Genomic DNA, 24663 nt, shown 5'->3' with positions numbered 1-24663 from the left:
TCAAATGTTCAACAGACTCTACTTCCAACTGGATGAAACTTGGGGCTCAGGTCACCCCATTGCCCCCGCCCCCGGCGCAACTTACATTCATTCCATGTTCCAGACCTTCGACGACACCGCAAACCCGGCCCTTGGCATCGAACGCGCGGCGCGGCTGCGCGCCGAACTGAAGCGGCGCGGGCTTGACGGGTTTTTGATCCCCCGCGCCGACGAGCATCAGGGCGAATATGTGCCGGCCCATGCCGAACGGCTGCGCTGGCTGACCGGCTTCAACGGTTCGGCGGGGCTCGCCATTGTGCTGATGGACAAGGCGGCGATCTTCATCGACGGGCGCTACACGCTGCAGGTGCGCGGCCAGGTCGATATCGACACCTTCGTGCCGCAGCACCTGATCGAGGAACCGCCGTCGCGCTGGATCGAAGAGAATTTGCCCAAGGGCGCGCGGCTTGCCTACGACCCCTGGCTGCACACGATCGACGCGGTGGCGCGGCTCAGGAAAGCGGCCGAGAAGGCCGGCGGCCTGTTGGTGCCGGTCGACGCCAATCCGCTCGACACGATCTGGCTCGACCAGCCCGACCCGCCGACCGCGAAAATCGCGCCCCACCCGCTCGACTATGCGGGCGAAGCCGCATCCGACAAGATCAAACGGCTGGCCTCCGACCTGATGAGCACCGATGCCGACGCCGCCATGCTGACCATGCCGGATTCGATTGCCTGGCTGTTCAACATCCGGGGCGCCGACGTGCCGCATACGCCGCTGCCGCTCTCCTTCGCCCTGCTGCATGAGGACGGCCACGCCGAACTCTTCATCGACGAACGCAAGCTCGACGATGCGGCGCGCGCCCATCTCGGCAATGTGGTGAGCATCCGCCCGCGCGACGAGCTCGGGGACGCACTCGACGAACTCGGCCGCAAGAAAAAGACCGTGCTGGTCGACGCGTCAACCTGTGCTTCATGGATCGACGACCGGCTGAAAAATGCCGGCGCCGAGGTGAAGCGCGGGACCGACCCTTGCGAGCTGCCGAAGGCCTGCAAGAACGAGGCGGAGGTCAACGGCACCCGCGCCGCGCATCTGCGCGACGGCCATGCGCTGACGAAATTTCTCGCCTGGCTTGCGCGCGAGGCGCCCAAGGGCAGCGTCGACGAAATCGAAGCGGCGCAGCGGCTCGAAGGTTTCCGCTCGGCAGGCGGCGAATTGAAGGATTTGAGCTTCGACACGATTTCGGGCGCGGGCGCCAACGGCGCCATCGTCCATTACCGCGTCACCGAGGGCACCAACCGCCCGCTGCAACCGGGCGAACTCTTTCTGGTCGATTCCGGCGCGCAATATATGGACGGCACGACGGATGTGACGCGTACGGTCGCCATCGGCACGCCCGATGCCGAACAGCGCGACCGCTTCACGCGCGTGCTGAAGGGCCATATCGGCATTGCGACGGCGCGCTTCCCCGAAGGCACGTCCGGCGCGCAGCTCGATGCCTTTGCGCGCATGGCGCTGTGGAAATCGGGCCTCGACTACGACCACGGCACCGGCCATGGCGTCGGCTCCTATCTGTCCGTACATGAAGGGCCGCAGCGCATTTCGAAAATGGGCCACCAGCCGCTGAAACCCGGCATGATCGTTTCGAACGAGCCCGGCTACTACAAGCCCGGCGGCTTCGGCATCCGCATCGAGAACCTGCTGGTGGTGACGCCGCCGGCCGCCGTCGAGGGCGGCGAGCGCCCGATGATGGGTTTCGAAACGCTGACGCTGGCGCCGATCGACCTCGCGCTGGTCGAGAAGGCATTGCTGACGGAAGAGGAAGTGGCGTGGCTCAACGCCTATCACGCCCGCGTCCGCGAAGCGCTGGCGGACGGGCTCGACGCGGAGACGCGCGCCTGGCTGGAGACGGCGACGCGGGCGATCTAGAGTTTCACCGTCATTGCGAGGAGCGCGTGAGCGCGACGACGCAATCCAGGAGCCGCAAACCCGGCGCCTGCCGCTGCTGGATTGCTTCGCTTCGCTCGCAATGACGAAGAATTTTTATTTTCTGGAGAACCGCAAGCCCTGCCTCAGCTTCAGCGGCAGGCGCGCATAGAGCGCCTTGGCGGCGGGGCGCAGGCGGGCGGCGTAGAGGAAGGCCGCAAAGCCCGGCCAGCCGATCACAAAGCCATAGTCGCGCACTTTGACGCGGCGGTTCGACCAGGCCAGCTTGTAATCGTCGGCGGGCGGCAGCGGATCGTATTCGCCGACATCCGGCGCCTCGACGCAAGAGCGGATCGTCAGTTCGGTGACGACGAAGCCCGGACTGTGTTTGGCGAAGTCCGGTGCGAAGGCACCCATGTAGGCGTAATGGGTACCGCCGTGACGGAATCCGATCTCGATGGCTGCCGTCTCCCCGCCGACCGAAAGATGCGAAACGACGAGGCCGGAACGCAAGCCGGCATTGCCGGCGAGTTCGGTGAGGCAGGCTTCGAGCCGCGTATCGATGAAGGCGCGGCCGAAATGGCCCTGCCGGTCGAGCCATGCGCGCTTGAAGCCGAAAGCGGCCCCGACCAGTGCCTGCGCGCGTTCGCCCGGGCCGATCATCTCGAAATTCATGCCGCCCATGCTTTCGAGCTTCTTGATGCGTTTGATGTTGCGCTTCGCCTGCGGCCAGCCGGCCTTTGCGAAGGCCGCGGCATTCTCGAACGGCGAATGATCGAGCGCCGGCGCTTCCTGCGTGACGCCGATCCGGCGGCCGCGCTTTCCGGCCCAGCGCGCAACGGCGCTGTCGGCGCGCACGCCGCAGAGATGCAGAAACGAAACATCGCCCCAGGCACCGATTTCGCGGAAAGCCGCCTCGATCCAGCGGTCGCGCGCCGGCCCGGCCTCGACGACGACATCGCCATATTGCCCGAGCGGGTCGCCGGCCCAGGCCGCGACGCCGCCCAGTGCCGTCTGCCCCACGGCCAGCGGCCAGACCAGCACCAGCCGGCCGTTCCGGCGCAGCGTGACCACGCGCAGCGCCGTGCGCGTATCGCAGAAATGCCGCGCCCAGACCCGATGAAGGTCGCAAGCCTGGAAGGCGGTCGCGGTAGCCGATGCGCGCGCCTCGAGCGCCCGCCATTCCGGCGCCAGCGCCTCGACGGCTTCGTGCGTGCGCAGCGTCGTCACGGCAATGCCCGAATCGGGCGCCTCGACGCGCTCATCGGCCGACGCCGCGCCGACCAGCCCCACTGCATAAAGCAACTGGTCGAACAGCACCGCCTCTTGCAGGATCAGCAAGGCTTCCATGGCTTTCCCGGGCTTCCGGCCCTGAGGCCGACACGTGCAAAACACGGCATTTTCGCCCGGACAAAGTTAAGAACGGCTGACCGCCAACGCCGAAAACGGCTCAGGCGCCCGCCATTTCCATCCATTCGTCCTCGGTGATCGTCTCGATCCCGAGTTCCTGTGCCTTGGCGAGCTTGGAGCCCGCCCCCGGCCCATGGACCACCAGGTCGGTCTTCGCCGAGACGCTGCCCGCGACCTTCGCCCCCATCTGCTCGGCCCGGGCCTTGGCCTCCGACCGCGTCATCCGCTCCAGCGAACCGGTGAAGACGACCGTCTTGCCGGCAATGGGGGAGCCCGTTTCCTGCGCCGGCAAGGGCACCGCTTCGACGCCGGCCTTGCTGAGGCCCGCCAGCACCTCGCGATTGTGCTTCTCGTCGAAGAAATCGACGATCGACCCGGCCAGCACCTCACCGACGCCGTCGATCGACATCAGTTCCTCCCAGGCCGGCCCCTCGCGCGAGGCGGCGGCGCGCATCTGCGCCTCGAAATTCTCCAGCGTGCCGTAGCTGCGGGCCAGCAACCGCGCATTGGTTTCGCCGACATGGCGGATGCCCAGCGCAAAGATGAAGCGGTCGAGATCGACCTTGCGGCGCGCGTCGATGGCGGCGAAGAGGTTGCGCACCGAGGTCTCGCCCCAGCCTTCGCGGTCCTTCAGCTTCTTGAGGCTCTTCTTGTCGCGCGCCTCCAGCGTGAAGATCTCGTCGGGCCGCGCGATCAGCCCGTCGGCGAAGAAGGCCGCGATCTGCTTTTCGCCGAGGCCCTCGATGTCGAAGGCGTTGCGCGACACGAAATGCCGGAGCCGTTCGACCGCCTGGGCCGGGCAGACAAGGCCGCCGGTGCAGCGCCGGTCGACATCCATCTTGCCGGTCTTCGGATTGACCTCGCGCACCGCATGGCTGCCGCATTCGGGACAGGTTTCGGGAAAGACGAACTTCTTCCTGCCGCGCGGCTTGTCCTCGACCACGCGCACGATCTGCGGAATGACGTCGCCCGCCCGCTGCACCACAACCGTGTCGCCCGGCCGCACGCCGAGACGTTCGATCTCGTCCTGGTTGTGCAGCGTCGCATTGGACATGACGACGCCGCCGACGGTCACCGGCGTCAGCCGCGCCACCGGCGTCAGCTTGCCGGTGCGGCCGACCTGGATCTCGATCCTTTCCAGCACCGTCATCGCCTGCTCGGCCGGGAACTTGTGCGCAATCGCCCAGCGGGGCGAGCGCGAGACGAAACCCAGCCGGTTCTGCCAGTCGAGCCGGTCGACCTTGTAGACGACGCCGTCGATGTCGTAGCCGAGACCGGCGCGGCTTTCCTCGACCTCGTGATAGAAGGCGATCAGTTCTTCCACGCTTTCGCAGCGCCGGAACAGCGGGTTGACCGTGAAACCCCATTTTTCGAAGGCTTCGATGACGCCCGATTGCGTGCCGGCCGGCATCGCCGACATCTCGCCCCAGGTATAGGCAAAGAAGCGCAGGGGCCGGCTGGCGGTGATCTTCGCGTCGAGCTGGCGCAGCGAACCTGCCGCCGCATTGCGCGGATTGGCGAAGACGGACTTGCCGGCGTCCCTCTGCCTTTCGTTGAGCGCCGCGAAATCGGCATGGCTCATATAGACCTCGCCGCGGATCTCGACGACATCGGGAATGTCTTTCCCTTTCAGCGTCTTTGGTACATCGGCGATGGTGCGGAGATTTTCGGTGACGTTCTCGCCCTCGCGCCCGTCGCCGCGCGTCGCACCGAGCACGAACTCCCCCTTCTCGTAGCGCAGCGCCGCCGAAAGCCCGTCGATCTTGGGTTCGGCGGTGACGGCCAGCGTCTCGTCTTCCTTGAGATTGAGGAAGCGCCTGACCCGCGCGCAGAATTCGCGCACATCCGCATCGTCGAAGGCGTTCGACAGGGACAGCATCGCCACCTTGTGAACGACCTTGCCGAAACCCTCGGCCGGCGCCGCACCGACGCGGTGCGAGGGGCTGTCCTCGCGCACAAGCTCGGGATAGCGCTGTTCGATCGCCTCGTTGCGCTGGCGCAAGGCGTCGTAGTCGGCGTCCGAAACGCGCGGCCGGTCCTTCTGGTAATAGAGCGCGTCATGTTCGGCGATCTCGGCGGCCAGCCGCTCGAGCTCTTCGGCCGCCTCCTCCATCGTCAGATGGTCGACGGGCTTCAGGGCGCTGCCGTCGCTGTCGCGCCCGGCGCCTGTCACGGATGGCTCCCGATCAGCCGGTCGGCGGCGGCGCGCGCCTCCTCGGTGACCGTGGCACCGGCCAGCATGCGCGCGATCTCTTCGCGCCGCTCGGCCGCGCCCAGCGTCTCGACGCGGGTGGCGAGCCGCGCGGCTTTCGTGGCGCCGTTGCCGGCGCTTTTCGAAATGCGGAAATGATGCTGCGCCCGCGCCGCGACCTGCGGCGAATGGGTGACGACGATCACCTGCGCGGCCCTGGAAAGCTCGGCAAGGCGGCGGCCGACCGCTTCGGCGACCGCCCCGCCGACGCCCGAATCCACTTCGTCGAAAATCAGCGTCGGCGCGCTGCCGCGCGAAGCGAGCGCCACCTTCAGCGCCAGCACGAAACGCGAAAGCTCGCCGCCCGAGGCGATCTTGATCAGCGGCCCGAAAGGCGCGCCGGGATTGGTCGAGATCAGGAAGGAGACGCGGTCGATGCCGTCAGGTCCGCCCTGCGCTTCCGGCAGCACATCGATCTGCGTCCTGAACTGCGCCTTGTCGAGCTTCAGCGGCTTCAATTCCTTCGCCACTTCCCTGTCGAGTTTCGCCGCTGCCTTTTGCCGCTCGGCCGACAGCGCGCGGGCATGCGCGGCATAGGCGGCAGCCGCCGCATCGGCGGCCTTGGCCAGCGCGACGCGCTTTGCCTCGCCGCCTTCGATATCGGCAAGCTGCGCGCGCAGCCTGTCGGCCAGCGCCGCCAGATCGTCGACCAGGACATTATGCTTGCGCGCCGCCGCCCGGAGCGCGAAGAGCCGCGTTTCGGATCGCTCGAGCCGTGCCGGATCGAATTCCATCGCCCGCATCGCCTCGCCGATCCGGTCGCGCGCCTCGGCCGCCTCGTTGAGCGTCCGCTCCAGCGCCGCGATGGCGCCGTCGAGCCGCCCGCCGGCCTGTTCGGCAACACGGGCCAGCCGCCGGAGCGCCACATTGAGCCGCGCCTCAAGCCCGCCATCGCCGCTCAGCGTCGCATCGGCCTCGACGAGATCGCCGGCGATCTTTTCGGCATGCATCATCAGCGTGCGTTCTTCGGCGAGTGCGCTTTCCTCGCCGGGCTCGGGCGCCAGTTCGTCGAGCTCACCGACGACATGGGTCAGATAATCCTGTTCGGCTTTCGCGCGCGCCAGCAGTGCCTCATGTTCGGCCAGCGCCGCGCGCGCTTCGGCTGCCGCCGCATGCAGCTTGCGCGCCGCTGCGACCTTGCCTTCGAGACCGCCAAAGGCATCGAGGATCGCGCGGTGCCCCGAGGCATCGAGCAGTCCGCGCTCGTCATGCTGGCCATGAATCTCGACCAGCTCGTCGCCGAGCTGGCGCAACAGCGCGATGCTGACCGGCTGGTCGTTGACGAAGGCACGCGAGCGGCCGTCGCGCGTCTGCACGCGGCGCAAAATGAGATCGCCCTCGGCATCGAGACCGTTGTCGCGGAGAATGGCGCGGGCGGGATGCGCCGGGGGCACGTCGAAGACGGCGGTGACGCTGCCCTGCTCGACGCCCTGCCCGACAAGCCCGCTATCGGCACGCGCGCCGATGGCAAGCCCGAGCGCGTCGAGAAGAATGGATTTGCCGGCGCCCGTCTCGCCCGTCAGCGTGCACAGGCCGCGCTCGAGCGCCAGTTCCAGTCGATCGATGAGAACGATGTCGCGGATGGACAGGGCGGCGAGCATCAAACGCGCCTTATGGCTGGTTCTAGAAGACCGAAGTGACCGACTGCCAGGCCCGGCTGATCCAGGAGTCCCGGTTCTCGACCGGCTCAAGACCATAGCCCGCGAGCAGCGCATAGCTGTCTTCGTACCATTCGCTGCCGGGATAGTTGTAGCCGAGGATCGCCGCCGCCGTCTGCGCCTCGGTCTGGATGCCGAGCGCCAGATAGGCTTCGGTCAGGCGCTCCAGCGCTTCGGGCGTATGCGTGGTGGTCTGGTATTTCTCGACCACGACGCGGAAGCGGTTGATCGCCGCGATGTAGTCGTGCCGCTTGAGATAGTAGCGCCCGATCTCCATCTCCTTGCCGGCCAGATGGTCCTGCGTCAGATCGATCTTCAGCCGCGCGTCGCGCGCATATTCGCTGGCCGGAAAACGGCGCACCAGTTCGGTGAAGGCCGCCATCGCGTTCTCGGTCATCTTCTGGTCGCGGCCGACATCGGAAATCTGTTCGTAGTAGCTGAGGCCGATCAGGTAATAGGCATAGGGCACGTCGCGGTTGCCCGGATGCAGCGAAATGAAGCGCTGCGCATTGAGGATCGCCTCGTCGTACTGGTTGACCTTGTAGTTGGCATAGGCGCTCATCAGCATCGAGCGGCGCGCCCATTCCGAATAGGGATGCTGACGCTCGACTTCGTCGAACTCCTTGGCCGCCGGGATGTAGCGGCCTTCGTCCATGTGATCCATCGCCTTGTTGTAGATCTGCTCGACCGCGCGTTCCTCATAGGGAACTTCGTCGCTGGCGCAGCCGCCAAGGGCGGCAATGACGAGTACCGCCGCGCCCGTCAGCGCATGGCGCAGGCGGAGGCCGGAGCGGGTTTCGGCATTGCAGGGGAACAGGCGGGCAGAACTCATGCTGGCAGGGTCCATTTCGTTCGACAATCCGGAGGGCGGCACACGGCGCGATTCGCCCGGCACGGGAGGCAATCCCTGCCTGTTTCTAGCCCAAGAAGCCTCACGAGACCATAGCGGGCGCGCTACCCGCCCGGCAAGCAGCAGGGCGGGATCAGGACCGGATTTCGATGGATTTCGGTGCCGGACGGAGGGATCGGCGCTCAGTCGGCCTGCAGCGCCGCAAGTCCGCGTTCGGCCGCATAGGCCGGCGCGGCGGCCTCGACGAAATCGACCACTTCCCAGGCCGCCGTATCTGCCATCAGCGCCCGCAGCACACGATTGTTCATCGCATGGCCGGAACGCGTGCCTTCATAGCGGCCGAGCAGCGGCAGTCCCGACAGGGCCAGATCGCCGACGGCATCCAGCACCTTGTGGCGAACGAACTCGTCCTCATAACGCAGGCCGTCCTCGTTGAGGATGCGGTCGCCGTCGATGACGATCGCATTGTCGAGCGATGCGCCCTGACCGAGCCCGACCGCCTGCAGTGCCTGGTGGTCTTTCAGGAAGCCGAAGGTCCGGGCCCGCAGGATGTCATCGGCAAAGCAGGGATCGTAGAGATCCGCTTCGATCGCCTGACGGCCGATCACCGGATTGTCGAAATCGATCTCGAAGGCAAGCCGGAAGCCATCCCCGGGCAGCAGCGCGGCGCGCTTCCCGCCCTCTTCGACAATGACCGGCTTCAGAACGCGGATGGCACGGCGCGGCGCATCGAGCGCCGTCAGGCCGGTCGCCTCGATCCGTTCGACAAAGACTTCGGCGCTGCCATCGAGAACCGGCACTTCCGCGCCATCGATCTCGATCAGCACATTGTCGATGCGCAGACCCGCAAGCGCCGCCATCAGATGTTCGATCGTGCCGACGCGCGCGCCGGCCGCATTGGCAATCACGGTCGACATCGTGGTCTCGACGACATTGTCGTGGCGCGCGCGAATATCCGTCGCGTCGCGGCCGCCCTCGATGTCGATGCGCCGGAAGACGACGCCGTGATCGGCATCCGCCGGACGCAGCGTCATGCGAATGATTTCACCGCTGTGAAGACCCGCACCCTCGATCGCAACCGGCGCCGCCAGCGTCATCTGCGGATACGGCAATGCTGCCGCGCGCCGCTGGCGCCGGACCGTCTCCAGCATGATTGTTTCGAACTCTGATTTACGCACTTGAAACACCTGAGAATCCCCCCAAAAGTCCAGCCACCCCATTTGGCTGACTTCGGACCGGTTCTAACAGCGTCTCAAAATCGTCTCAAATAACAGATTTTTACCGAATGTTACGTTCCGGAAACGCCGGTTAACTATTGATCGGAAAAGAGAAAACCCGCCCTCCGGCACAAGGTCCGAAACGGGCGGGTTTACCATCCGGGCCGGCCCCGCCTGGGCAGGGCCGGCAGTCGTCAATTGGCCTGACGGCGCAGGAACGTCGGGATCTCGAGCTGCTCTTCCTCATAGGAGGGCTGCACGAGACGACTCTCGGTGGCCGGCGACAATCCTTCCTGGAGCCGGGCATTCTCGGCCGGCGCTGGACGTGCCGGCTCCGGCTTGCGCTGGGCGGCAACCGGCTCGCGGCGCTGCGGGGCGGCCGGGGCGGCGGCCTCTTCCGTCTTGCGGCGACCGCCGGTCAGACGTTCGAAGAAACCGGGTCCCTTGCGGGGTGCCCGGGATTGCTGCACTGGCGCCGCCTTCTGACCCAGGAATCCCGGGATTGCCGCCTTGCCGGTCTCTGCCCGCTCGAGGTCGCCCGGGATGAAGGGCTGACCCTTGGGTTCGGCGCGAACCGCCGCCGCCGGAACGACCGGCGCATCGACCTCGGCCCGGGGTGCCGGCTGCTGCCGCGGCTCGGGCTTGTGGATGATGACCTCGGCTTCATAGTCGGCCGCATCGTAGTCCCGGGCCGCTGGCGCCGAGGGCTCGATGCCGAGATCGGCCTGGACCGCCGGCGTCATCCGCTCTTCGATCTGTTCGACCTGGGTCTGGACCGGGTTGGGTGCAGGCGCTGCCTGGGCCACCGGCTGTGCCGCCGGGGCCGCCACGCGATTTTGCGCAACGACACGGATCTGCGCCGTCTGCGCCTCGGGCCGGGCCAGCGTCACCCCTTCAGCCTCGATACCCGTTGCCACGACCGAGACGCGCATCCGGCCATCAAGCGAGCTGTCGAAGGTCGAGCCGACGATGATGTTGGCGTCCGGATCGACTTCGGAACGGATCCGATTGGCCGCTTCGTCGACTTCGTAAAGCGTCAGATCCATACCGCCAGTGATGTTGATGAGCACGCCCTTGGCGCCCTTCATCGACACTTCGTCGAGCAGCGGATTCGAGATCGCGGCCTCCGCGGCCTCGATCGCCCGGTTCTCGCCGCTGGCCTCGCCGGTGCCCATCATGGCCTTGCCCATCTCGTTCATCACGGTGCGCACATCCGCGAAGTCGAGATTGATCAGGCCCGGCTTCATCATCAGGTCGGTGATGCCGGCGACGCCCGAATGCAGCACCTGGTCGGCCATGCCGAAAGCATCGGCAAAGGTCGTGTTCTCGTTCGCGACCCGGAACAGATTCTGGTTCGGAATGATGATCAGCGTATCGACATACTGTTGCAGCTCGCAAATGCCCTCCTCGGCAAGCCGCATGCGCCGCGAGCCCTCGAACTGGAAAGGCTTCGTGATGACACCGACTGTGAGGATGCCGTGTTCGCGCGCCGCGCGGGCGATGACCGGGGCCGCACCCGTGCCCGTGCCGCCGCCCATGCCGGCCGTGATGAAGACCATGTGAGCGCCCTGCAGGTGCTCGACGATCTCGTGCAGCGCTTCCTCGGCCGCCGCGCAGCCGACCTCCGGGCGCGAACCAGCGCCCAGACCTTCAGTGATCGAGGCGCCGAGCTGGATGCGCCGATCCGCGGAAGACAATGCCAGGGCCTGCGCATCCGTGTTTGCCACAACGAAGTCGACGCCTTCGAGACCGGCCTCGATCATGTTGTTGACCGCATTGCCGCCGGCGCCGCCAACGCCGAAGACGGTAATTCTGGGCTTGAGTTCCTTTTCCTTGGGAACCGAAAGTTTGATGCTCATGTCAGCCTCCTGGGAGCAGTATTGAAAATCCGGGTCGGGTTTGCCGCACTCTTGTCTGGCGGCGATTCGGTCACCCGTCTTCCCGGCGGGCCTGCGAGCCGTCCCTGCCGCCGCCGGCAAGGTGCCCGTTGCGGTTGCCCGCTTCGTCGTCGCACACCGATATGGTCGATGCGTCTCATCAGAAATTCTCCTTCAGCCAGCGGCTGAACCGGCGGAACTGACCATTGGGCGAACCCGTTTCCGCCTCGTCTTCCACACCCGTCGCATCGAGCGGCGAAATTTGCGCATAGGTCAGCAGGCCCGCACAGGTCGAAAAGGCCGGGCCGCCGGTTGCGTCGGCCAGCCCCGTCAGCCGGATCGGCTGACCGATACGGACCTGCTTGTCGAGCATGCGCGCGGCCAGTTCGCGAGCGCCATTGAGCTGGCTCGCACCGCCCGTCAGCACCACGCGGCGACCGGCCAGGCGCCCATAACCACTGGCATCCATCCGGTCGCGCACCAGCTCGAAGGTTTCCTCGAGCCGGGGCTGGATGATGCCGGTCAGCATCGAACGCGGAATATGGTTGGCCGAATCAGCATCGCTCTCGCCAACCTGTGGCACATCGATCATTTCTCTCTCGTCCGACGGGCTCGCCAGCGCACTGCCGTAAAGCGTCTTCATCCGTTCCGCATGCGCGAGCGGCGTCGAAAGCCCCCGTGCAATGTCATTGGTAATATGATTCCCGCCAATCGACACGGAATCGCAGTAGACCATCGCGCCTTCGAAGAAGATGCCGAGCGACGTGGTACCACCGCCCATGTCGATGACGGCCACGCCCAGGTCCATTTCATCCTCGACCAGACAGGCCAGACCGCTCGCATAGGGGCTGACCGCGATGCCGGCGACCGAGAGATGGCAGCGCTCGATGCAGAGTTCGAGATTGCGCAATGGCCCGCGCAAGCCGCTGACCATGTGAACCTCGACGCCGACCCGCTCGCCGAACATGCCACGCGGATCACGCACGCCCCGACTGTCATCGACACTGTAATTGGTCGGGATGGCATGCAGGACATCGCGCCCATCGGGCTGAAAGTTGCTCTGGGCATGGCCGATCAGCCGCCCGAGATCGTTGTCGCCGATCTCGCCGGCCGCGACTGACGCCTTGACGCCAACCGTCTGGCTTTTCGGTTCACCCCCCGACACGCCGACGATCACATCGCGAATTGTCACGCCCGCCATCCGTTCGGCCGCGTCGACAGCGACACGAATCGCTTCTTCGGCCGCATCCATGTCGACAACGGCGCCGGCCCGGATACCGCGCGACACCTGATGGCCGATACCAATGACACGGACCGGCGTATGACCGTTGGCCACCCGCCCCGCTTCAATCCGTGCGATGAAGCAGGAGATCTTGCTCGATCCCACATCGAGCGCCGCAATCGTACCCGAGCGGCCCGCCGCAACAGGCCGGCCCTGAAAACTCCTCGAGCCGAGACTGACCATATTCATGTATCGCCCCCAATACCGGCCGCGTCGGACCGGATAACGCCATTCTTCGTCGTGATGCCTGCCGCAATGCCTTCAGCTGCGTCGGCGCCCGGCGCCAGTTCGACCGACACGCGGTCAGGAAGTCTGAGATCAACCGCCACAATGTCGCGCGAGAGAATGCGGTGCCGGGCGTCATGGGCAACGAGATCGGCCAGCGCCTTCTCGACACCGCTTTCGGGCAGCTTGACGTCGACGCCGTTCTCGAGCCGGAGATTCCAGCGTCGGCCACTGACGCGCACAAAGGCGCGGACCCGCTGCAAAAGCTGCGGCTGCTCTGCCTGCATCGTTGTAAGAAGAGCCGGTGCCTCGCGCGGCGCACCGAAACCGACGATGAAAGGCAGATGCGCGAACTCCTGCACGTTTTCGTCGGTGATCGGACGCCCCTGTGCATCGATGACCGACAGCAGGCCACCGCGCTGCCAGAGGGCGAAGGGTTCGCGCTCTGTCACTTCGATGCGGATCGTGTCGGGCAGCAACCGTGTGACCGTCGCCGTTTCGACCCAGTCCAGCCGCTCGACACGTTGCCGCGCGGCCTCGGTATCGAAGCCGAAGATCGGATCGCCACGCTTCATCCCGCCGGCCTCGAACAGGGCCTGCTTGTCGGTGCGCACGCGCCCCGTGACGGTCACGTCCTGAATGCTGAAGCCCGACAAGGCCAGCAGACGGTTGGTCCGCTCGGCGATGCCGTTGGCGCCGTCGGCGACATGCCCGCCGACGAAAAGCCCGTAGAGGACAACGCCGACCAGCAGCGCCGCCACGCCGGCCGTGAACGGCCGCATCGGAAATTCGCCGGCGCCGATCTCGGCCAGCCAGCGCACGATCGGTCCCGGCGGGCGCTGTGAACGGCGGCCGAAGACGCGCGTCGCGGCCGCGTTGCGGCGCTTGCCCGGCGCGATCTTGCTCTTGGCGCCGCGCCTCGGCGCGGTTCGGATGCCGGTGCGCGATGCTTTCTTCACCGGTCGCATGACGCGTCCTCCACCATCCAGCTGACGAGTTCGGCGTAGGAATAGCCGGCGAGATTGGCCAGTTCCGGCACCAGCGATGTCGGCGTCATGCCGGGCTGTGTGTTGACTTCGAGCAGAATGAGTTCGCCCTTGCCCGGCCGCGTGTCGTCGAAGCGGAAATCGGCGCGGGAAACGCCGCGGCAGCCGAGCGCCTTGTGCGCGGCCAGCGTCACACGCTGTACCTCGGCATAGACATCCGGTTCGACCGGCGCCGGGATGATGTGCCGTGAGCCGCCGCTCGCGTATTTGGCCTCGTAGTCGTAGAAGGTCGTGTTGGCGATGATCTCGGTGACGCCGAAAACCTCCTCGCCCATCACGGCGCAGGTCAGTTCCCGGCCGGCGATATAGCGTTCCGCCATCACCTCGTCGCCGAGATTCCAGTCCGGCGAGGTCAGTTCGGTCGGCGGCCGGTTGTCACCGGCGCGCACCAGGAAGACACCGACCGACGATCCCTCGCTGACCGGCTTGATGACATAGGGCGGATCCATGACATGGCCGAGCGCGGCCTGTTCGCGCGGCACGACGACGCTTTCGGCGACCGGAAGTCCGGCGGCACGGAAGATCGACTTGGCGCGCTCCTTGTGCATGGCCAGTGCCGAGGCCAGCACACCCGAATGCGTATAGGGTACGCGCAGGATCTCGAGCAGACCTTGCACGCAACCATCCTCGCCCCAGCGCCCATGCAGCGCATTGAAGCAGACATCGGGCTTCACTTTCAGGATCTGATCGGCCAGATCGCGCCCTGCATCGATTTCGCTGACGCGATAGCCATGGCCTTTCAGCGCCTCGGCACAGCCCTTGCCGGACACCAGACTGACCGCGCGTTCGGCGCTCCAGCCGCCCTTTAGAACCGCGACATGCTTGCCCGCGCTCATGCCTCGCCTCCTGCCTGCCGCACGCCGATGCGACGGATTTCCCATTCGAGCGTGACGCCGCTCTGCGACTTGACGCGCGCGCGCACCTCCTCGCCGAGATCCTCGATATCGGCTGCACTGGCCGCACCGGTATTGATCAGGAAATTACAATGCAGCTCCGACACCTGCGCGCCGCCGCGTGTGAGGCCGCGACAGCCGGCCGCATCGATCAGTTGCCACGACTTGTGACCATCCGGATTCTTGAAAGTCGAGCCGCCGGTCCGCGTACGGATCGGCTGTGTCGCCTCGCGTGAGGCGGTGATCTCGTCCATCCGCGCCTGGATTTCGCCCTTGTCGCCAGGCGTGCCCTGGAACAGCGCTTCGACAAAGATCAGATCGTCCGGCGCACCGCAATGGCGGTAGCTGTAATGCATATCGGCATTCGACAGCACATGGCGCTTGCCGGCCCGGTCGACGGCGACGGCCTCGATCAGCACATCCCTCGTTTCGCGGCCATAGGCGCCACCATTCATCCTGAGTGCACCACCGATCGAACCCGGAATGCCGCGATAGAATTCGAGCCCCGCAATGCCGGCTTCCTGCGCCGCGCGCGCCACCGCCACATCAAGCGCGGCTGTGCCGGCGCGAACGCGGTTCCCCTTGGCGATTTCGACATTCATGAACGGCCGCCCGAGCCGGATAACCACACCCGGCACACCACCGTCGCGCACCAGCAGGTTGGAGCCGACACCGATGATGGTGACCGGCACATCGGCAGGACAACCCGCCAGGAACGCGGCGAGATCGTCCGCGTCGGCCGGCCGGAACATGACTTCGGCCGGCCCGCCGACGCGGAACCAGGTCAGCGGTGCCAGCGGCGCATCGGCAACGAGTTCGCCGCGCACCGAAGGCAGCCGGTCGATCAGATGCGGAAGGGAAGCACGCGCGGCCATCATTTGCGCCCCCCTGACTTGCCGGCGCCGAGCGCCGCCAGTTCGGCGGGCAGCGCATTGGCCCAGGCAGTAATGTTGCCCGCGCCGAGACAGACGACGAGATCGCCGGGCTTCGCCACCTGCGCCACCAGCGCCGCCAGCCCCTCCGGGCCGGGCAGCGGCATCACGTTGCGGTGGCCGCGCGCGCGCAGGCCCTCCACCAGCGCGTCGCGGCTGGCGCCCTCGATCGGCTTCTCGCCGGCTTCATAGACATCGGCCACGATCACCGCATCGGCATCGTTGAAACAGGCGCAGAATTCGTCGAACAGATTGTGCAGCCGCGTGTATCGATGCGGCTGCACCACGGCGATGACGCGACCCTGTGTCGCCGAACGCGCCGCCTGCAGCACCGCCGCGATCTCGACCGGGTGATGGCCGTAATCGTCATAGATGCTGACGCCGTTCCAGTTGCCGACATGCGTGAAACGCCGCTTGACGCCGCCGAAGCCTTCCAGCGCCAAACGGATCATGTCGTCGCCGATGCCCATCTGCAGCGCCACGCCGATCGCCGCCAGGCTGTTCAGCATGTTGTGCATCCCGTGCATCGCCAGCCGAACGCGCGGAATCTCGCGCGTCGCACCGGTCTTGCGGTCGGTGATCGTGACATCGAATGTATTGAAGCCGTCCTCGACACGCATGTTGGTCGCGCGGATATCGGCCTGCGGATTGGTGCCATAGGTCACAATGCGCCGGTCGCGCACGCGGCCGATCAGCGCCTGCACTTCCGGATGGTCGACGCACATCACGGCACAGCCGTAGAACGGCACGTTTTCGACAAAGGCGAGGAAGGCGTCCTTGGCCGCCTCGAACGAGCCGTAATAATCGAGATGTTCGGGATCGATATTGGTGACGATCGCAATCGTCGAGGGCAGCTTGACGAAGGTACCGTCGGATTCGTCGGCCTCGACCACCATCCATTCGCCGTCGCCGAGCCGCGCATTGGTCCCGTAGGCATTGATGATGCCGCCATTGATGACGGTCGGATCGAGCCCGGCGCCGTCGAGGATCGCCGCCACCAGCGAGGTTGTGGTGGTCTTGCCATGCGTGCCGGCCACCGACACGCAGGAACGCAACCGCATCAGTTCGGCCAGCATTTCGGCGCGCCGCACCACGGGCAGGAAGCGGGCGCGCGCCTCGATCAGTTCCGGATTGTCGGGTTTGATCGCCGACGACACGACGACCACCTGCGCATCGGCGAGGTTCTCGGCCTTCTGGCCGATGAATACCTTGATGCCGAGCCCGGCGAGCCGCTTGACGTTGGCGCTTTCCGACAGGTCGCTGCCCTGCACGCTGTAGCCGATATTGTGCATGACCTCGGCAATGCCGCTCATGCCGATACCGCCGATGCCGACGAAATGGATATTGCCGATGTCGAGAGGCGCGGGACGCATCATGCACCTCCGATCGCGAATTTGAGGACGCCGGAACCGCCGGTCGCGTCGGTGGCACGCAGCGGCGTACCGTCGGGCTGGAATTCGCCGCGGCCGAGCCGCTCGACGAGATCGGCGAGATCGCGCACGGCATGGGGCTGACCATGCGCCTTGGCGGCGCGCGCCGCCGCCGCGAGTTGCGCGGGGTCGGCCAGCAGCGTCGTCAGCAGCGCCGCCAGCGCCGTCTCGGTGAAATTCTTCTGCTCGATCGCCCAGGCCGCGCCGCTGCGCGCCAGTTTCTCGGCATTGGCCTTCTGGTCGTTGTCGAGCGAATGCGGCAGCGGCACCAGGATCGACGGCCGGCCGACGATCGCCAGCTCGCTGATCGTCGAGGCGCCCGAGCGGCCGATAACCAGATGCGCCGCCGCCAGCCGTTCCGGCATGTCGTCGAAGAAGGCGCTGAGTTCGGCCGCGATCCCGGCCGCCGCATAGACCGCACGTACGCGCTCGATATCCTCGGCCCGGGCCTGCTGCACCACCGACAGGCGGCGCCGCAGCACGTCGGGCAGTTGCGCAAGCGCGCCCGGCACGACATCGCTCATCACCCGCGCGCCCTGGCTGCCGCCGAACACCAGCAGATGAATGTGCCCCTCGTCCGCCGGCGCCTGGTAGCCGCGATCGGCGACGGCCATCACCGCATCGCGCACCGGATTGCCGGTCAGCACGACCTTGCCGGCATCGCGCGCCTTGAGGAATTTCGGTGCTTCGAAGGTCGAGGCGATGGCGTCGACATAAGGCGCGACCAGACGGTTGACCCGGCCGAGCACCGCATTCTGCTCATGCACGCAGACCGGCACTCCGCGCAGGATCGCGGCAGCGACCGGCGGCAGCGTCGGATAGCCGCCGAAGCCGATCAGCGCGGCCGGCTTGATCCGGCCGAGAATGCCGAAGGAGCGGGCGATGCCGGCGAGAATGGCCGGCGCCGCACGCACCAGCCCGATGGCCCCCTTGCCTGAAGGTGTGGCCGCCGGAACGGGATAGATATCGGCATCGGGAAACAGCCGGTCGAAACGCTGCACGCGCTCGTCGGTGATCAGCGCGATACGGCGGCCGCGGCGGCGCAGTTCCTGCGCCAGCGCCTGGCCGGGGAAAAGATGTCCGCCCGTGCCGCCCGCGGCAATGACGATGGGACCCTGCGGATAGCGCTTCATGCCGGCGCCCTCCCGTTGCCGGGCAGCGCGACATTGCTGCCCGCGCGGCGTCGCGTCAGCGCCAGCAGCATGCCCATCGCGAGCGCCAGCGCCAGCAGCGACGAGCCGCCATAGGAAATGAACGGCAGCGTCATCCCCTTGGACGGCACGAGATTGAGATTGACCGCCATGTTGATCAGCGCCTGCAGTCCGAACATCGCGACCAGGCCGCAGGTCGCGAACTGCACGAAGAGATCGCGCTCCTCGGCCGCCCGTTTCAGCGGCCGCACGACGATGAAGGCGAACAGGCCGATGATCATCAGCCCGACCACCACACCGAACTCCTCGGCTGCCACCGCGAAGATGAAATCGGTATGGGCGTCCGGCAGGATGCGCTTGACCTCGCCCTCGCCCGGGCCGCGCCCGAAGAACCCGGCCGCATGGAAAGCGTCAAGCGCCCGGTCGATCTGGTAGGTGTCGCCCGAATCCGGATTGAGGAAGCGGTCGACGCGGCTGGCGACATGCGGCATCAGCGTATAGGCGCAAACGACGCCCGCCAGCGCGAGCGCGGCCAGCGAACCGATCCAGCGCCAGGACAGGCCGGCCATGAAGAACATCGCGCCGAAGACCATCGTCACCAGCATCAGCTGCCCGAAATCGGGCTGCAGCGCCAGCACGCCCACCACCGCCGCGTAGAGCACCAGGGCAATGCCGGTGCCGGGAATACCGGGGCTGCGCTGGGCCTCGGCAAAGAGCCAGGCGACCAGCACCACGAAGGCCGGCTTGACGAACTCCGATGGCTGGATCGCGAACGGACCGACCTGCAGCCAGCGATGCGCGCCCTTGACCTCCGGGCCGACAAGCAGCGCCAGCACCATCAGTACCAGCGCGCCTGCAAAGACGAGCGCCGCGAGACGCCGCACCTGCCTCACATTGAGCAGCGACACGCCGATCATCACCGCGAGCGCCGGCAGGAAGAAGATCATCTGGCGATAAACGAAATGGAATGGCGGCAAATTGATGCGCATGGCAACCGCCGGACTGGCCGCCAGCGCCAGCACTGCGCCCAGCACCATCAGACAGACCAGGCAAAGCAGCGTCCACCGGTCGACGGTCCACCACCATTCGGCGATCAGGCTGCGATTGGTACGCGCGAGACGGATCATGCGGCAGCCCCTCCCGTCACGGCGAGCGCGCGCTGCACTTCGCGGCGGAACTGGTCGCCGCGCTCCTCGAAATTGCGGAACTGGTCGAACGAGGCGCAGGCCGGCGACAGCAGCACGACGCGCAGATCCGCATCGTCGGCCGTGGCATCCTGCGTCGCGGCCTCGACGGCGGCGGCCAGGGTGCCGCATTGCCGGTAGGCAACCTTGCCGTCGAGCGTATGCGCGAAGCTTTCGGCCGCTTCGCCGATCAGATAGGCGCGCGCAATATGCGGGAAAAGCGGCGCGAGGCTTTCGATGCCGCCTTCCTTGGCCTTGCCGCCGGCAATCCAGTAGATGTTCCGGTAGGCGGCCAGTGCCTTCGAGGCGGCATCGGCATTGGTCGCCTTGCTGTCATTGACGAACCGCATGCCGTCGCGCTCCGCCACGATCTCCATGCGGTGCGCAAGCCCGGGGAAACTCTCGAAGGCGGCGAAGATCTTTTCGCGCGTATAGCCGAGCGCGCGGCCGGTCGCATATGCCGCTGCCGCGTTCTGCCAGTTATGCGCGCCGGCCAGCGTCCGCATCTCCTTCAGGTCGCCGGCCTTGACCGCCTGCGTGCCGGCATTGTCGTAGAGCACGCCGTCGATCGCATAGACGCCGCGGCCGAGCGACTTGCCGACCGAAATCGGCACGACCCGGGCCGCGCGTCGCGCGCTGACACCGGTGCAGATATCCTTCGACAGCACATCGTCGACGCCGATGATCGCCGTATCGCCCGCCCCCTGCCGGTCGAAGAGCCGCGCCTTGACGGCCGCGTAATGCGCGAGCGAGCCGTGCCGGTCGATATGGTCCGGCGTGATGTTGAGCAGAATGGCAATGTTCGGCGCAAGACCGGGCGCAAGGTCGATCTGGTAGGAAGAAACCTCGATCACGTAGACGGTTGTCGATTTCGGCGCTTCGAGTTCGAGCACCGCCTTGCCGATATTGCCGCCGACCTGTGCCTCGCCGCCGCAGCGCCGGATCATGTGCCCGATCAGTGCCGTCGTGGTCGACTTGCCGTTGGTGCCGGTGATGGCGACGATCCGCGCGCCGGTGCCGCTTGCCGTCACCGCCCGCTGGAAAAGCTCGATATCGCCGATGATCTCGACACCGGCGGCCTGCGCCGCGCGCGCGGCCGGATGCGGTTCGGGGTGGGTCAGCGGCACGCCGGGGCTCAGCACCAGCGCCGCGATCGCCGTCCAGTCCCAGCCATCGATTTCGGCAAGCGCAAAACCCGCCGCCGCCGCTTCGGCCCGCTTTGCTTCCGAATCGTCCCAGGCCAGCACCGTCGCACCGCCGGCTTCGAGCGCGCGCAGCGTCGCAAGCCCGGACGTGCCGAGCCCGAACACCGCGACCTTGCGCTTGGCGAAACCGGTGGCTGCGATCATCCCCTCACCTCAGCTTCAGCGTTGCGAGACCAGCCATGGCGAGCACGACCGAGATGATCCAGAAGCGGACGACGATGGTGGGCTCCGCCCAGCCCTTCTGTTCGAAATGATGATGCAGCGGCGCCATGCGGAAGACGCGCTTGCCGGTCAGCTTGAACGAGGCGACCTGCACGATGACCGACACCGCTTCCAGCACGAACAGCCCGCCGATGATGGCGAGCACCAGTTCGTGCTTGGCCGCGACGGCGACGGTGCCGAGCGTGGCGCCGAGCGCCAGCGACCCGGTGTCGCCCATGAACACCATGGCCGGCGGCGCATTGTACCAGAGGAAACCGAGGCCGGCGCCGATCAGCGCGCCGCAGATGATCGCCAGTTCGCCGGTGCCCGGCACGAAATGCACCTGCAGGTAGTCGGCGAACACCGCATTGCCGACCAGGTAGACGATGAGGCCCAGCGACGCCGCGGCGATCATCACCGGCACGATGGCAAGCCCGTCCAGCCCGTCGGTCAGGTTGACGGCATTCGACGAACCGACAATGACCAGCGCGCCGAACACGAAGAAGAAGCCGCCGAGCTGCAACAACACGCTCTTGAAGAAGGGCACGGTCAGCGCCGTCTGCAACGGCTCGTTGGCCACCAGCACCAGCGCCCACATGGCGGCGATCGCAATGACGAATTCGAAGAAGAGCTTGACGCGCCCCGGCACGCCTTTCGGCGAAATCTTCGACACCTTGAGATAGTCGTCGGCAAATCCCACCGCGCCGAAGCCGAGCGTCACCAGCAGCACGATCCAGACATACTTGTTGGACAGATCGGCCCACAGCAGCACCGACGGCACCAGTCCGACCAGGATCAGGAACCCGCCCATGGTCGGCGTGCCCTGTTTCTGCACGATATGCGATTGCGGCCCGTCCTCGCGGATTGGTTGGCCGCGGCGCTGCCGTGACTTCAGCAACGCGATGATGCGCGGCCCGAACAGGAAGCTGATCAGCAGCGCCGTCAGCGTCGCCCCGCCGGTGCGGAACGTGATGTAGCGAAACACGTTGAACGCCGGTATCTCGCCTGCCATGCCGCCCAGTAGATCGTACAGCATCCCCTAATCCCCCCTGTTGCGCCGCAGGCTGGCGCCGTCGTCGTCGCCCATCCCCTTGAGCATCTCGACCAGCGGCCCCATCCGCGAACCGAGAGATCCCTTGACCATCGCGACGTCGCCGGGACGAATGGCGTCGCGCAGCAGCGGCGCGAGCGCATCCGACGTCTCGGCATAGGCACCCTGCAGGCCGGCCGGCAGCGCCTTGAAGAGTTCGCGCATATGCGGACCGCAGGCGAAAACGAGATCGATCCCGGAACGGTCGATATCGGCGGCCAGTTCGCGATGCATCGCCATCGAATCGTCGCCAAGCTCCAGCATGTCGCCCATAATCGCGAGACGCCGGCCGCCATTGGCAGGACGCGCCTGTCCGAGCGCGGCCAGCGCGGCGCGCATCGAGGCTGGATTGGCGTTGTAGCTCTCGTCGATCACGGTGAAGTCGCCGAGCGGCGCCGATACGACATGGCGCTCGCCGCGGCCCTTCGGCGCCTTGAGCTGCGCCATGGCAAGTGCGGCCAGCGCCAGATCGGCGTCGAGCGCCTGCACGCAGGCCAGCACCGCAAGGCTGTTCATCGCGATATGGCGCCCGGGCACGGCCAGCTTGTAGGTGACCTTCTGCCCGCAGATCGTTGCCGAGACGCAGGAGCAGCTTTCATTGAGCGCCAGCTTGTCGAGACGTGCGTCGGCGTCGGCATGCTCGCCGAACGAGATGATCCGCGCCGCGCCGCGCGCTTCGGCCCGTGCCCGGAGCCGCGCATAATGCGGGTTGTCGCGATTGAGAATGGCAACGCCGCCTTCCTGCAGTCCGTCGAAGATTTCGGCCTTGGCATCGGCGATCTCCTCGACCGAATTGAAGAAGGCCAGGTGCACGGCCTCGACCGTGGTGATCAGCGCGACAAAGGGCTCGACCAGCTTCGACAGCGGCGTGATTTCGCCCGGATGATTCATCCCGACTTCGAAAATCCCGAAGCGCGTATCGGCCGGCATTCGCGCCAGCGACAGCGGTACGCCCCAGAGATTGTTGTAGGACGCCGCCGAGGCATGGGTCGCACCCTGCTCGGACAGCACGAAGTGCAGCGCCTCCTTGGTACCGGTCTTGCCGACGCTGCCGGTTACCGCGACGATCTTCGCTGCGGCACGTCGCCGCGCGGCACGGCCCAGCGCATTGAGCGCCGAAAGCGTGTCGGCAACGACGACAAGAGGGCCCGCCGCACGCATCTGCGCGGTCGGCTTCGACACGATGGCCGCCGCCGCACCCTTGGCAAAGGCGCCTTCGACGAATTTGTGCCCGTCCGAGTTCTCGCCCTCGATCGCGACGAAGAGATCGCCGGCCTGCAGCGTCCGGCTGTCGATCGAAACGCCCGTCGCGCTCCAGTTTGCACCTTCGGCCTTGCCGCCGGTCGCCGCAATTGCATCGGCCTGTGTCCAGAGCGGTGTCGTCATGCGCCACCGCCGATCTTGCGCGCCGCTGCCGCAACGGCGTCATGGTCGGAAAAGGGAATGACCCTGTCGCCGACGATCTGTCCCGTCTCATGGCCCTTGCCGGCGACCACCAGCACATCGCCGGCCGCAAGCCCGCGCATCGCCGTTTCGATGGCTTCGGCCCTGTCGCCGATCTCCTGCGCGCCGGGACAGCCCTGCAGGATTGCGGCGCGAATGGCTGCCGCCGCCTCGCTGCGCGGATTGTCGTCGGTCACATAGACAATGTCGGCAAGCCGTGCCGCAATGGCACCCATCTGCGGGCGCTTGCCGGCATCGCGGTCGCCGCCGCAGCCGAAGACGACCGTCAGCCTGCCTTGCGCATGCGGACGCATCGCTTCGAGCACATTCTCCAGCGCATCGGGGGTATGCGCAAAATCGATATAGACCGAGGCACCGTTCGCGAGATGTACCGCCTCTTCCATGCGTCCGCGCGCACCCTGGAGCTTTTCAAGTGCCTTGAAAACCGTCGCGGCCATGCCGCCGCAGCCGATGACGAGCCCGGCCGCGACCAGCGCATTCGATGCCTGGAAGCCGCCGACCAGCGGCAGCGCGACTTCGTAATTGGCGCCGCCATGTACCAGTTCGAGTGTCTGCCCGCGCGCCGTCGGCCGCGTCGTCAGAAGGCAGATGCCGCGCCCCTTGCGCCCCACCGAGATGATCCGGTGTCCGCGCGCCCAGCACAACGCCTCGACTTCGGCCGCCTGCGGCGTGTCGGCATTGATGACGGCAATGCCGCCTGGCCCCATCACTTCGCCGAAAAGCCGCAGCTTCGCATAGAGGTAATCGTCGAAACTGGCGTGATAATCCATATGGTCGCGCGTGATATTGGTGAAACCCGCCGCCGCAAGCCGCACCCCGTCGAGCCGGTATTGCGCCAGGCCGTGGCTCGACGCTTCCATCGCCAGATGTGTCACACCCTCGTCTGCCAGCGTCGCCAGTTCGGCCTGCAGTGCCACCGGATCGGGCGTGGTGAACCCGAGCGGCCGTGTCCCGGCCGCGCGCTCGACGCCCAGCGTGCCGAGGCTGGCCGCCTCCTTGCCGAGCGCCGCCCAGATCTGCCGCACGAAAGTGGCAACCGATGTCTTCCCGTTGGTCCCCGTCACCGCGACGACGAGTTCGGGCTGCTTGCCGAAGAACCGCGCCGCCATCAGCGCCAGACGCCGGCGCGGATTGCGGTCGGCAATCACCGGCACGCGCGCCTCGATCACGGCGCCCTGCGGCACCAGCAGCGCCGCCGCGCCCTGCTCGAGCGCCTGCGGGATGAAGCGGCTGCCATCGACCTTGGTCCCCGGCAATGCGGCAAAAAGAAATCCGGGCCTGACCGCACGGCTGTCCGCGGTCAGGCCGAGTATCTCCGTCGCGCCCCCCTCCGGGAGCGCCGGGAGGTCGGACCCCATCAACGCCGCAAGCTGCATCTCTCCCAACATTCC

Annotated in this window: 18 protein-coding genes; 1 reads left to right on the top strand and 17 read right to left on the bottom strand. The window is 66.6% G+C overall.

Annotated features, from left to right (window positions below; genetic code table 11):
* Nucleotides 1–94 precede the first annotated feature (94 nt).
* The gene (locus AAC071_RS11310; protein ID WP_339832581.1) at nt 95–1909 is read left to right on the top strand and encodes an aminopeptidase P family protein; all 1815 of its coding nucleotides are present in this window, start codon (nt 95–97) and stop codon (nt 1907–1909) included.
* 114 nt (nt 1910–2023) lie between these two features.
* Here AAC071_RS11310 and AAC071_RS11305 read toward each other — a convergent pair whose 3' ends face one another.
* The 17 genes from AAC071_RS11305 to AAC071_RS11225 form a co-directional block, all read right to left on the bottom strand.
* Entirely contained in the window at nt 2024–3256 is a 1233-nt protein-coding gene (locus tag AAC071_RS11305; protein ID WP_339832571.1) for a GNAT family N-acetyltransferase, read from the bottom strand.
* A gap of 100 nt (nt 3257–3356) precedes the next feature.
* Nucleotides 3357–5429 (bottom strand): NAD-dependent DNA ligase LigA, encoded by a 2073-nt coding sequence (gene ligA / locus AAC071_RS11300; protein WP_339832579.1) that lies wholly within the window; start codon nt 5427–5429, stop codon nt 3357–3359.
* A gap of 56 nt (nt 5430–5485) precedes the next feature.
* A complete protein-coding gene (recN, locus tag AAC071_RS11295; RefSeq protein WP_339832569.1) occupies nt 5486–7168 on the bottom strand; it encodes a DNA repair protein RecN in 1683 nt (560 codons plus the stop codon).
* A 22-nt stretch (nt 7169–7190) separates the two neighbouring features.
* Nucleotides 7191–8057 carry an outer membrane protein assembly factor BamD gene (locus tag AAC071_RS11290; protein WP_339832567.1) on the bottom strand — a complete coding sequence of 289 codons (867 nt, stop codon included), beginning with the start codon at nt 8055–8057 and terminating at the stop codon, nt 7191–7193.
* A 200-nt stretch (nt 8058–8257) separates the two neighbouring features.
* Nucleotides 8258–9226, bottom strand: coding sequence for a UDP-3-O-acyl-N-acetylglucosamine deacetylase (lpxC, locus tag AAC071_RS11285; RefSeq protein ID WP_339832565.1), 969 nt, complete (start codon nt 9224–9226; stop codon nt 8258–8260).
* Nucleotides 9227–9486: 260 nt separating this feature from the next.
* Nucleotides 9487–11151 (bottom strand): cell division protein FtsZ, encoded by a 1665-nt coding sequence (ftsZ, locus tag AAC071_RS11280; protein WP_339832563.1) that lies wholly within the window; start codon nt 11149–11151, stop codon nt 9487–9489.
* A 178-nt stretch (nt 11152–11329) separates the two neighbouring features.
* Entirely contained in the window at nt 11330–12640 is a 1311-nt protein-coding gene (ftsA, locus tag AAC071_RS11275; RefSeq protein ID WP_339832561.1) for a cell division protein FtsA, read from the bottom strand.
* Nucleotides 12637–13644 (bottom strand): cell division protein FtsQ/DivIB, encoded by a 1008-nt coding sequence (locus AAC071_RS11270; RefSeq protein WP_339832559.1) that lies wholly within the window; start codon nt 13642–13644, stop codon nt 12637–12639. Before AAC071_RS11270 ends, ftsA begins: the two co-directional genes overlap by 4 nt.
* Nucleotides 13632–14558: a D-alanine--D-alanine ligase gene (locus AAC071_RS11265; protein WP_339832557.1), complete on the bottom strand. Its 927-nt coding sequence runs from the start codon at nt 14556–14558 to the stop codon at nt 13632–13634. The genes AAC071_RS11270 and AAC071_RS11265 overlap by 13 nt, the downstream gene beginning before the upstream one ends.
* Nucleotides 14555–15493, bottom strand: a complete 939-nt coding sequence (gene murB / locus AAC071_RS11260) for a UDP-N-acetylmuramate dehydrogenase (RefSeq protein WP_339832555.1) — start codon at nt 15491–15493, stop codon at nt 14555–14557. The genes AAC071_RS11265 and murB overlap by 4 nt, the downstream gene beginning before the upstream one ends.
* The gene (murC, locus tag AAC071_RS11255) at nt 15490–16920 is read right to left on the bottom strand and encodes a UDP-N-acetylmuramate--L-alanine ligase (RefSeq protein WP_339832553.1); all 1431 of its coding nucleotides are present in this window, start codon (nt 16918–16920) and stop codon (nt 15490–15492) included. Before murC ends, murB begins: the two co-directional genes overlap by 4 nt.
* Nucleotides 16920–18110: an undecaprenyldiphospho-muramoylpentapeptide beta-N-acetylglucosaminyltransferase gene (gene murG / locus AAC071_RS11250; RefSeq protein WP_339832552.1), complete on the bottom strand. Its 1191-nt coding sequence runs from the start codon at nt 18108–18110 to the stop codon at nt 16920–16922. The genes murC and murG overlap by 1 nt, the downstream gene beginning before the upstream one ends.
* A complete protein-coding gene (gene ftsW / locus AAC071_RS11245) occupies nt 18107–19255 on the bottom strand; it encodes a putative lipid II flippase FtsW (RefSeq protein WP_339832551.1) in 1149 nt (382 codons plus the stop codon). The genes murG and ftsW overlap by 4 nt, the downstream gene beginning before the upstream one ends.
* A complete protein-coding gene (gene murD, locus AAC071_RS11240) occupies nt 19252–20661 on the bottom strand; it encodes a UDP-N-acetylmuramoyl-L-alanine--D-glutamate ligase (RefSeq protein WP_339832549.1) in 1410 nt (469 codons plus the stop codon). Before murD ends, ftsW begins: the two co-directional genes overlap by 4 nt.
* A gap of 4 nt (nt 20662–20665) precedes the next feature.
* Nucleotides 20666–21754, bottom strand: coding sequence for a phospho-N-acetylmuramoyl-pentapeptide-transferase (mraY, locus tag AAC071_RS11235; protein WP_339832548.1), 1089 nt, complete (start codon nt 21752–21754; stop codon nt 20666–20668).
* A 3-nt stretch (nt 21755–21757) separates the two neighbouring features.
* The gene (locus tag AAC071_RS11230) at nt 21758–23194 is read right to left on the bottom strand and encodes a UDP-N-acetylmuramoylalanyl-D-glutamyl-2,6-diaminopimelate--D-alanyl-D-alanine ligase (RefSeq protein WP_339832547.1); all 1437 of its coding nucleotides are present in this window, start codon (nt 23192–23194) and stop codon (nt 21758–21760) included.
* Nucleotides 23191–24660 carry a UDP-N-acetylmuramoyl-L-alanyl-D-glutamate--2,6-diaminopimelate ligase gene (locus AAC071_RS11225; RefSeq protein WP_339832545.1) on the bottom strand — a complete coding sequence of 490 codons (1470 nt, stop codon included), beginning with the start codon at nt 24658–24660 and terminating at the stop codon, nt 23191–23193. Before AAC071_RS11225 ends, AAC071_RS11230 begins: the two co-directional genes overlap by 4 nt.
* Nucleotides 24661–24663 lie beyond the last annotated feature (3 nt).

The organism is uncultured Parvibaculum sp., from assembly GCF_963975745.1.
Classification (GTDB): domain Bacteria; phylum Pseudomonadota; class Alphaproteobacteria; order Parvibaculales; family Parvibaculaceae; genus Parvibaculum.
Note: the sequence above shows the minus strand (reverse complement) of the source record. Positions and strands in the feature narration are given on the sequence as shown.

Bases quoted from the DNA above. Each gene is read 5' to 3' on its own strand.
- murC (WP_339832553.1), bottom strand. From the start codon at position 16,920: ATGCGTCCCGCGCCTCTCGACATCGGCAATATCCATTTCGTCGGCATC.
- lpxC (WP_339832565.1), bottom strand. From the start codon at position 9,226: ATGCTGGAGACGGTCCGGCGCCAGCGGCGCGCGGCAGCATTGCCGTAT.
- recN (WP_339832569.1), bottom strand. From the start codon at position 7,168: ATGCTCGCCGCCCTGTCCATCCGCGACATCGTTCTCATCGATCGACTG.
- AAC071_RS11310 (WP_339832581.1), top strand. From the start codon at position 95: ATGTTCCAGACCTTCGACGACACCGCAAACCCGGCCCTTGGCATCGAA.
- AAC071_RS11305 (WP_339832571.1), bottom strand. From the start codon at position 3,256: ATGGAAGCCTTGCTGATCCTGCAAGAGGCGGTGCTGTTCGACCAGTTG.
- murB (WP_339832555.1), bottom strand. From the start codon at position 15,493: ATGATGGCCGCGCGTGCTTCCCTTCCGCATCTGATCGACCGGCTGCCT.
- ftsZ (WP_339832563.1), bottom strand. From the start codon at position 11,151: ATGAGCATCAAACTTTCGGTTCCCAAGGAAAAGGAACTCAAGCCCAGA.
- ftsW (WP_339832551.1), bottom strand. From the start codon at position 19,255: ATGATCCGTCTCGCGCGTACCAATCGCAGCCTGATCGCCGAATGGTGG.
- murD (WP_339832549.1), bottom strand. From the start codon at position 20,661: ATGATCGCAGCCACCGGTTTCGCCAAGCGCAAGGTCGCGGTGTTCGGG.
- ligA (WP_339832579.1), bottom strand. From the start codon at position 5,429: ATGGAGGAGGCGGCCGAAGAGCTCGAGCGGCTGGCCGCCGAGATCGCC.
- AAC071_RS11225 (WP_339832545.1), bottom strand. From the start codon at position 24,660: ATGTTGGGAGAGATGCAGCTTGCGGCGTTGATGGGGTCCGACCTCCCG.
- AAC071_RS11270 (WP_339832559.1), bottom strand. From the start codon at position 13,644: ATGCGACCGGTGAAGAAAGCATCGCGCACCGGCATCCGAACCGCGCCG.
- ftsA (WP_339832561.1), bottom strand. From the start codon at position 12,640: ATGAATATGGTCAGTCTCGGCTCGAGGAGTTTTCAGGGCCGGCCTGTT.
- AAC071_RS11265 (WP_339832557.1), bottom strand. From the start codon at position 14,558: ATGAGCGCGGGCAAGCATGTCGCGGTTCTAAAGGGCGGCTGGAGCGCC.
- murG (WP_339832552.1), bottom strand. From the start codon at position 18,110: ATGAAGCGCTATCCGCAGGGTCCCATCGTCATTGCCGCGGGCGGCACG.
- AAC071_RS11230 (WP_339832547.1), bottom strand. From the start codon at position 23,194: ATGACGACACCGCTCTGGACACAGGCCGATGCAATTGCGGCGACCGGC.
- AAC071_RS11290 (WP_339832567.1), bottom strand. From the start codon at position 8,057: ATGAGTTCTGCCCGCCTGTTCCCCTGCAATGCCGAAACCCGCTCCGGC.
- mraY (WP_339832548.1), bottom strand. From the start codon at position 21,754: ATGCTGTACGATCTACTGGGCGGCATGGCAGGCGAGATACCGGCGTTC.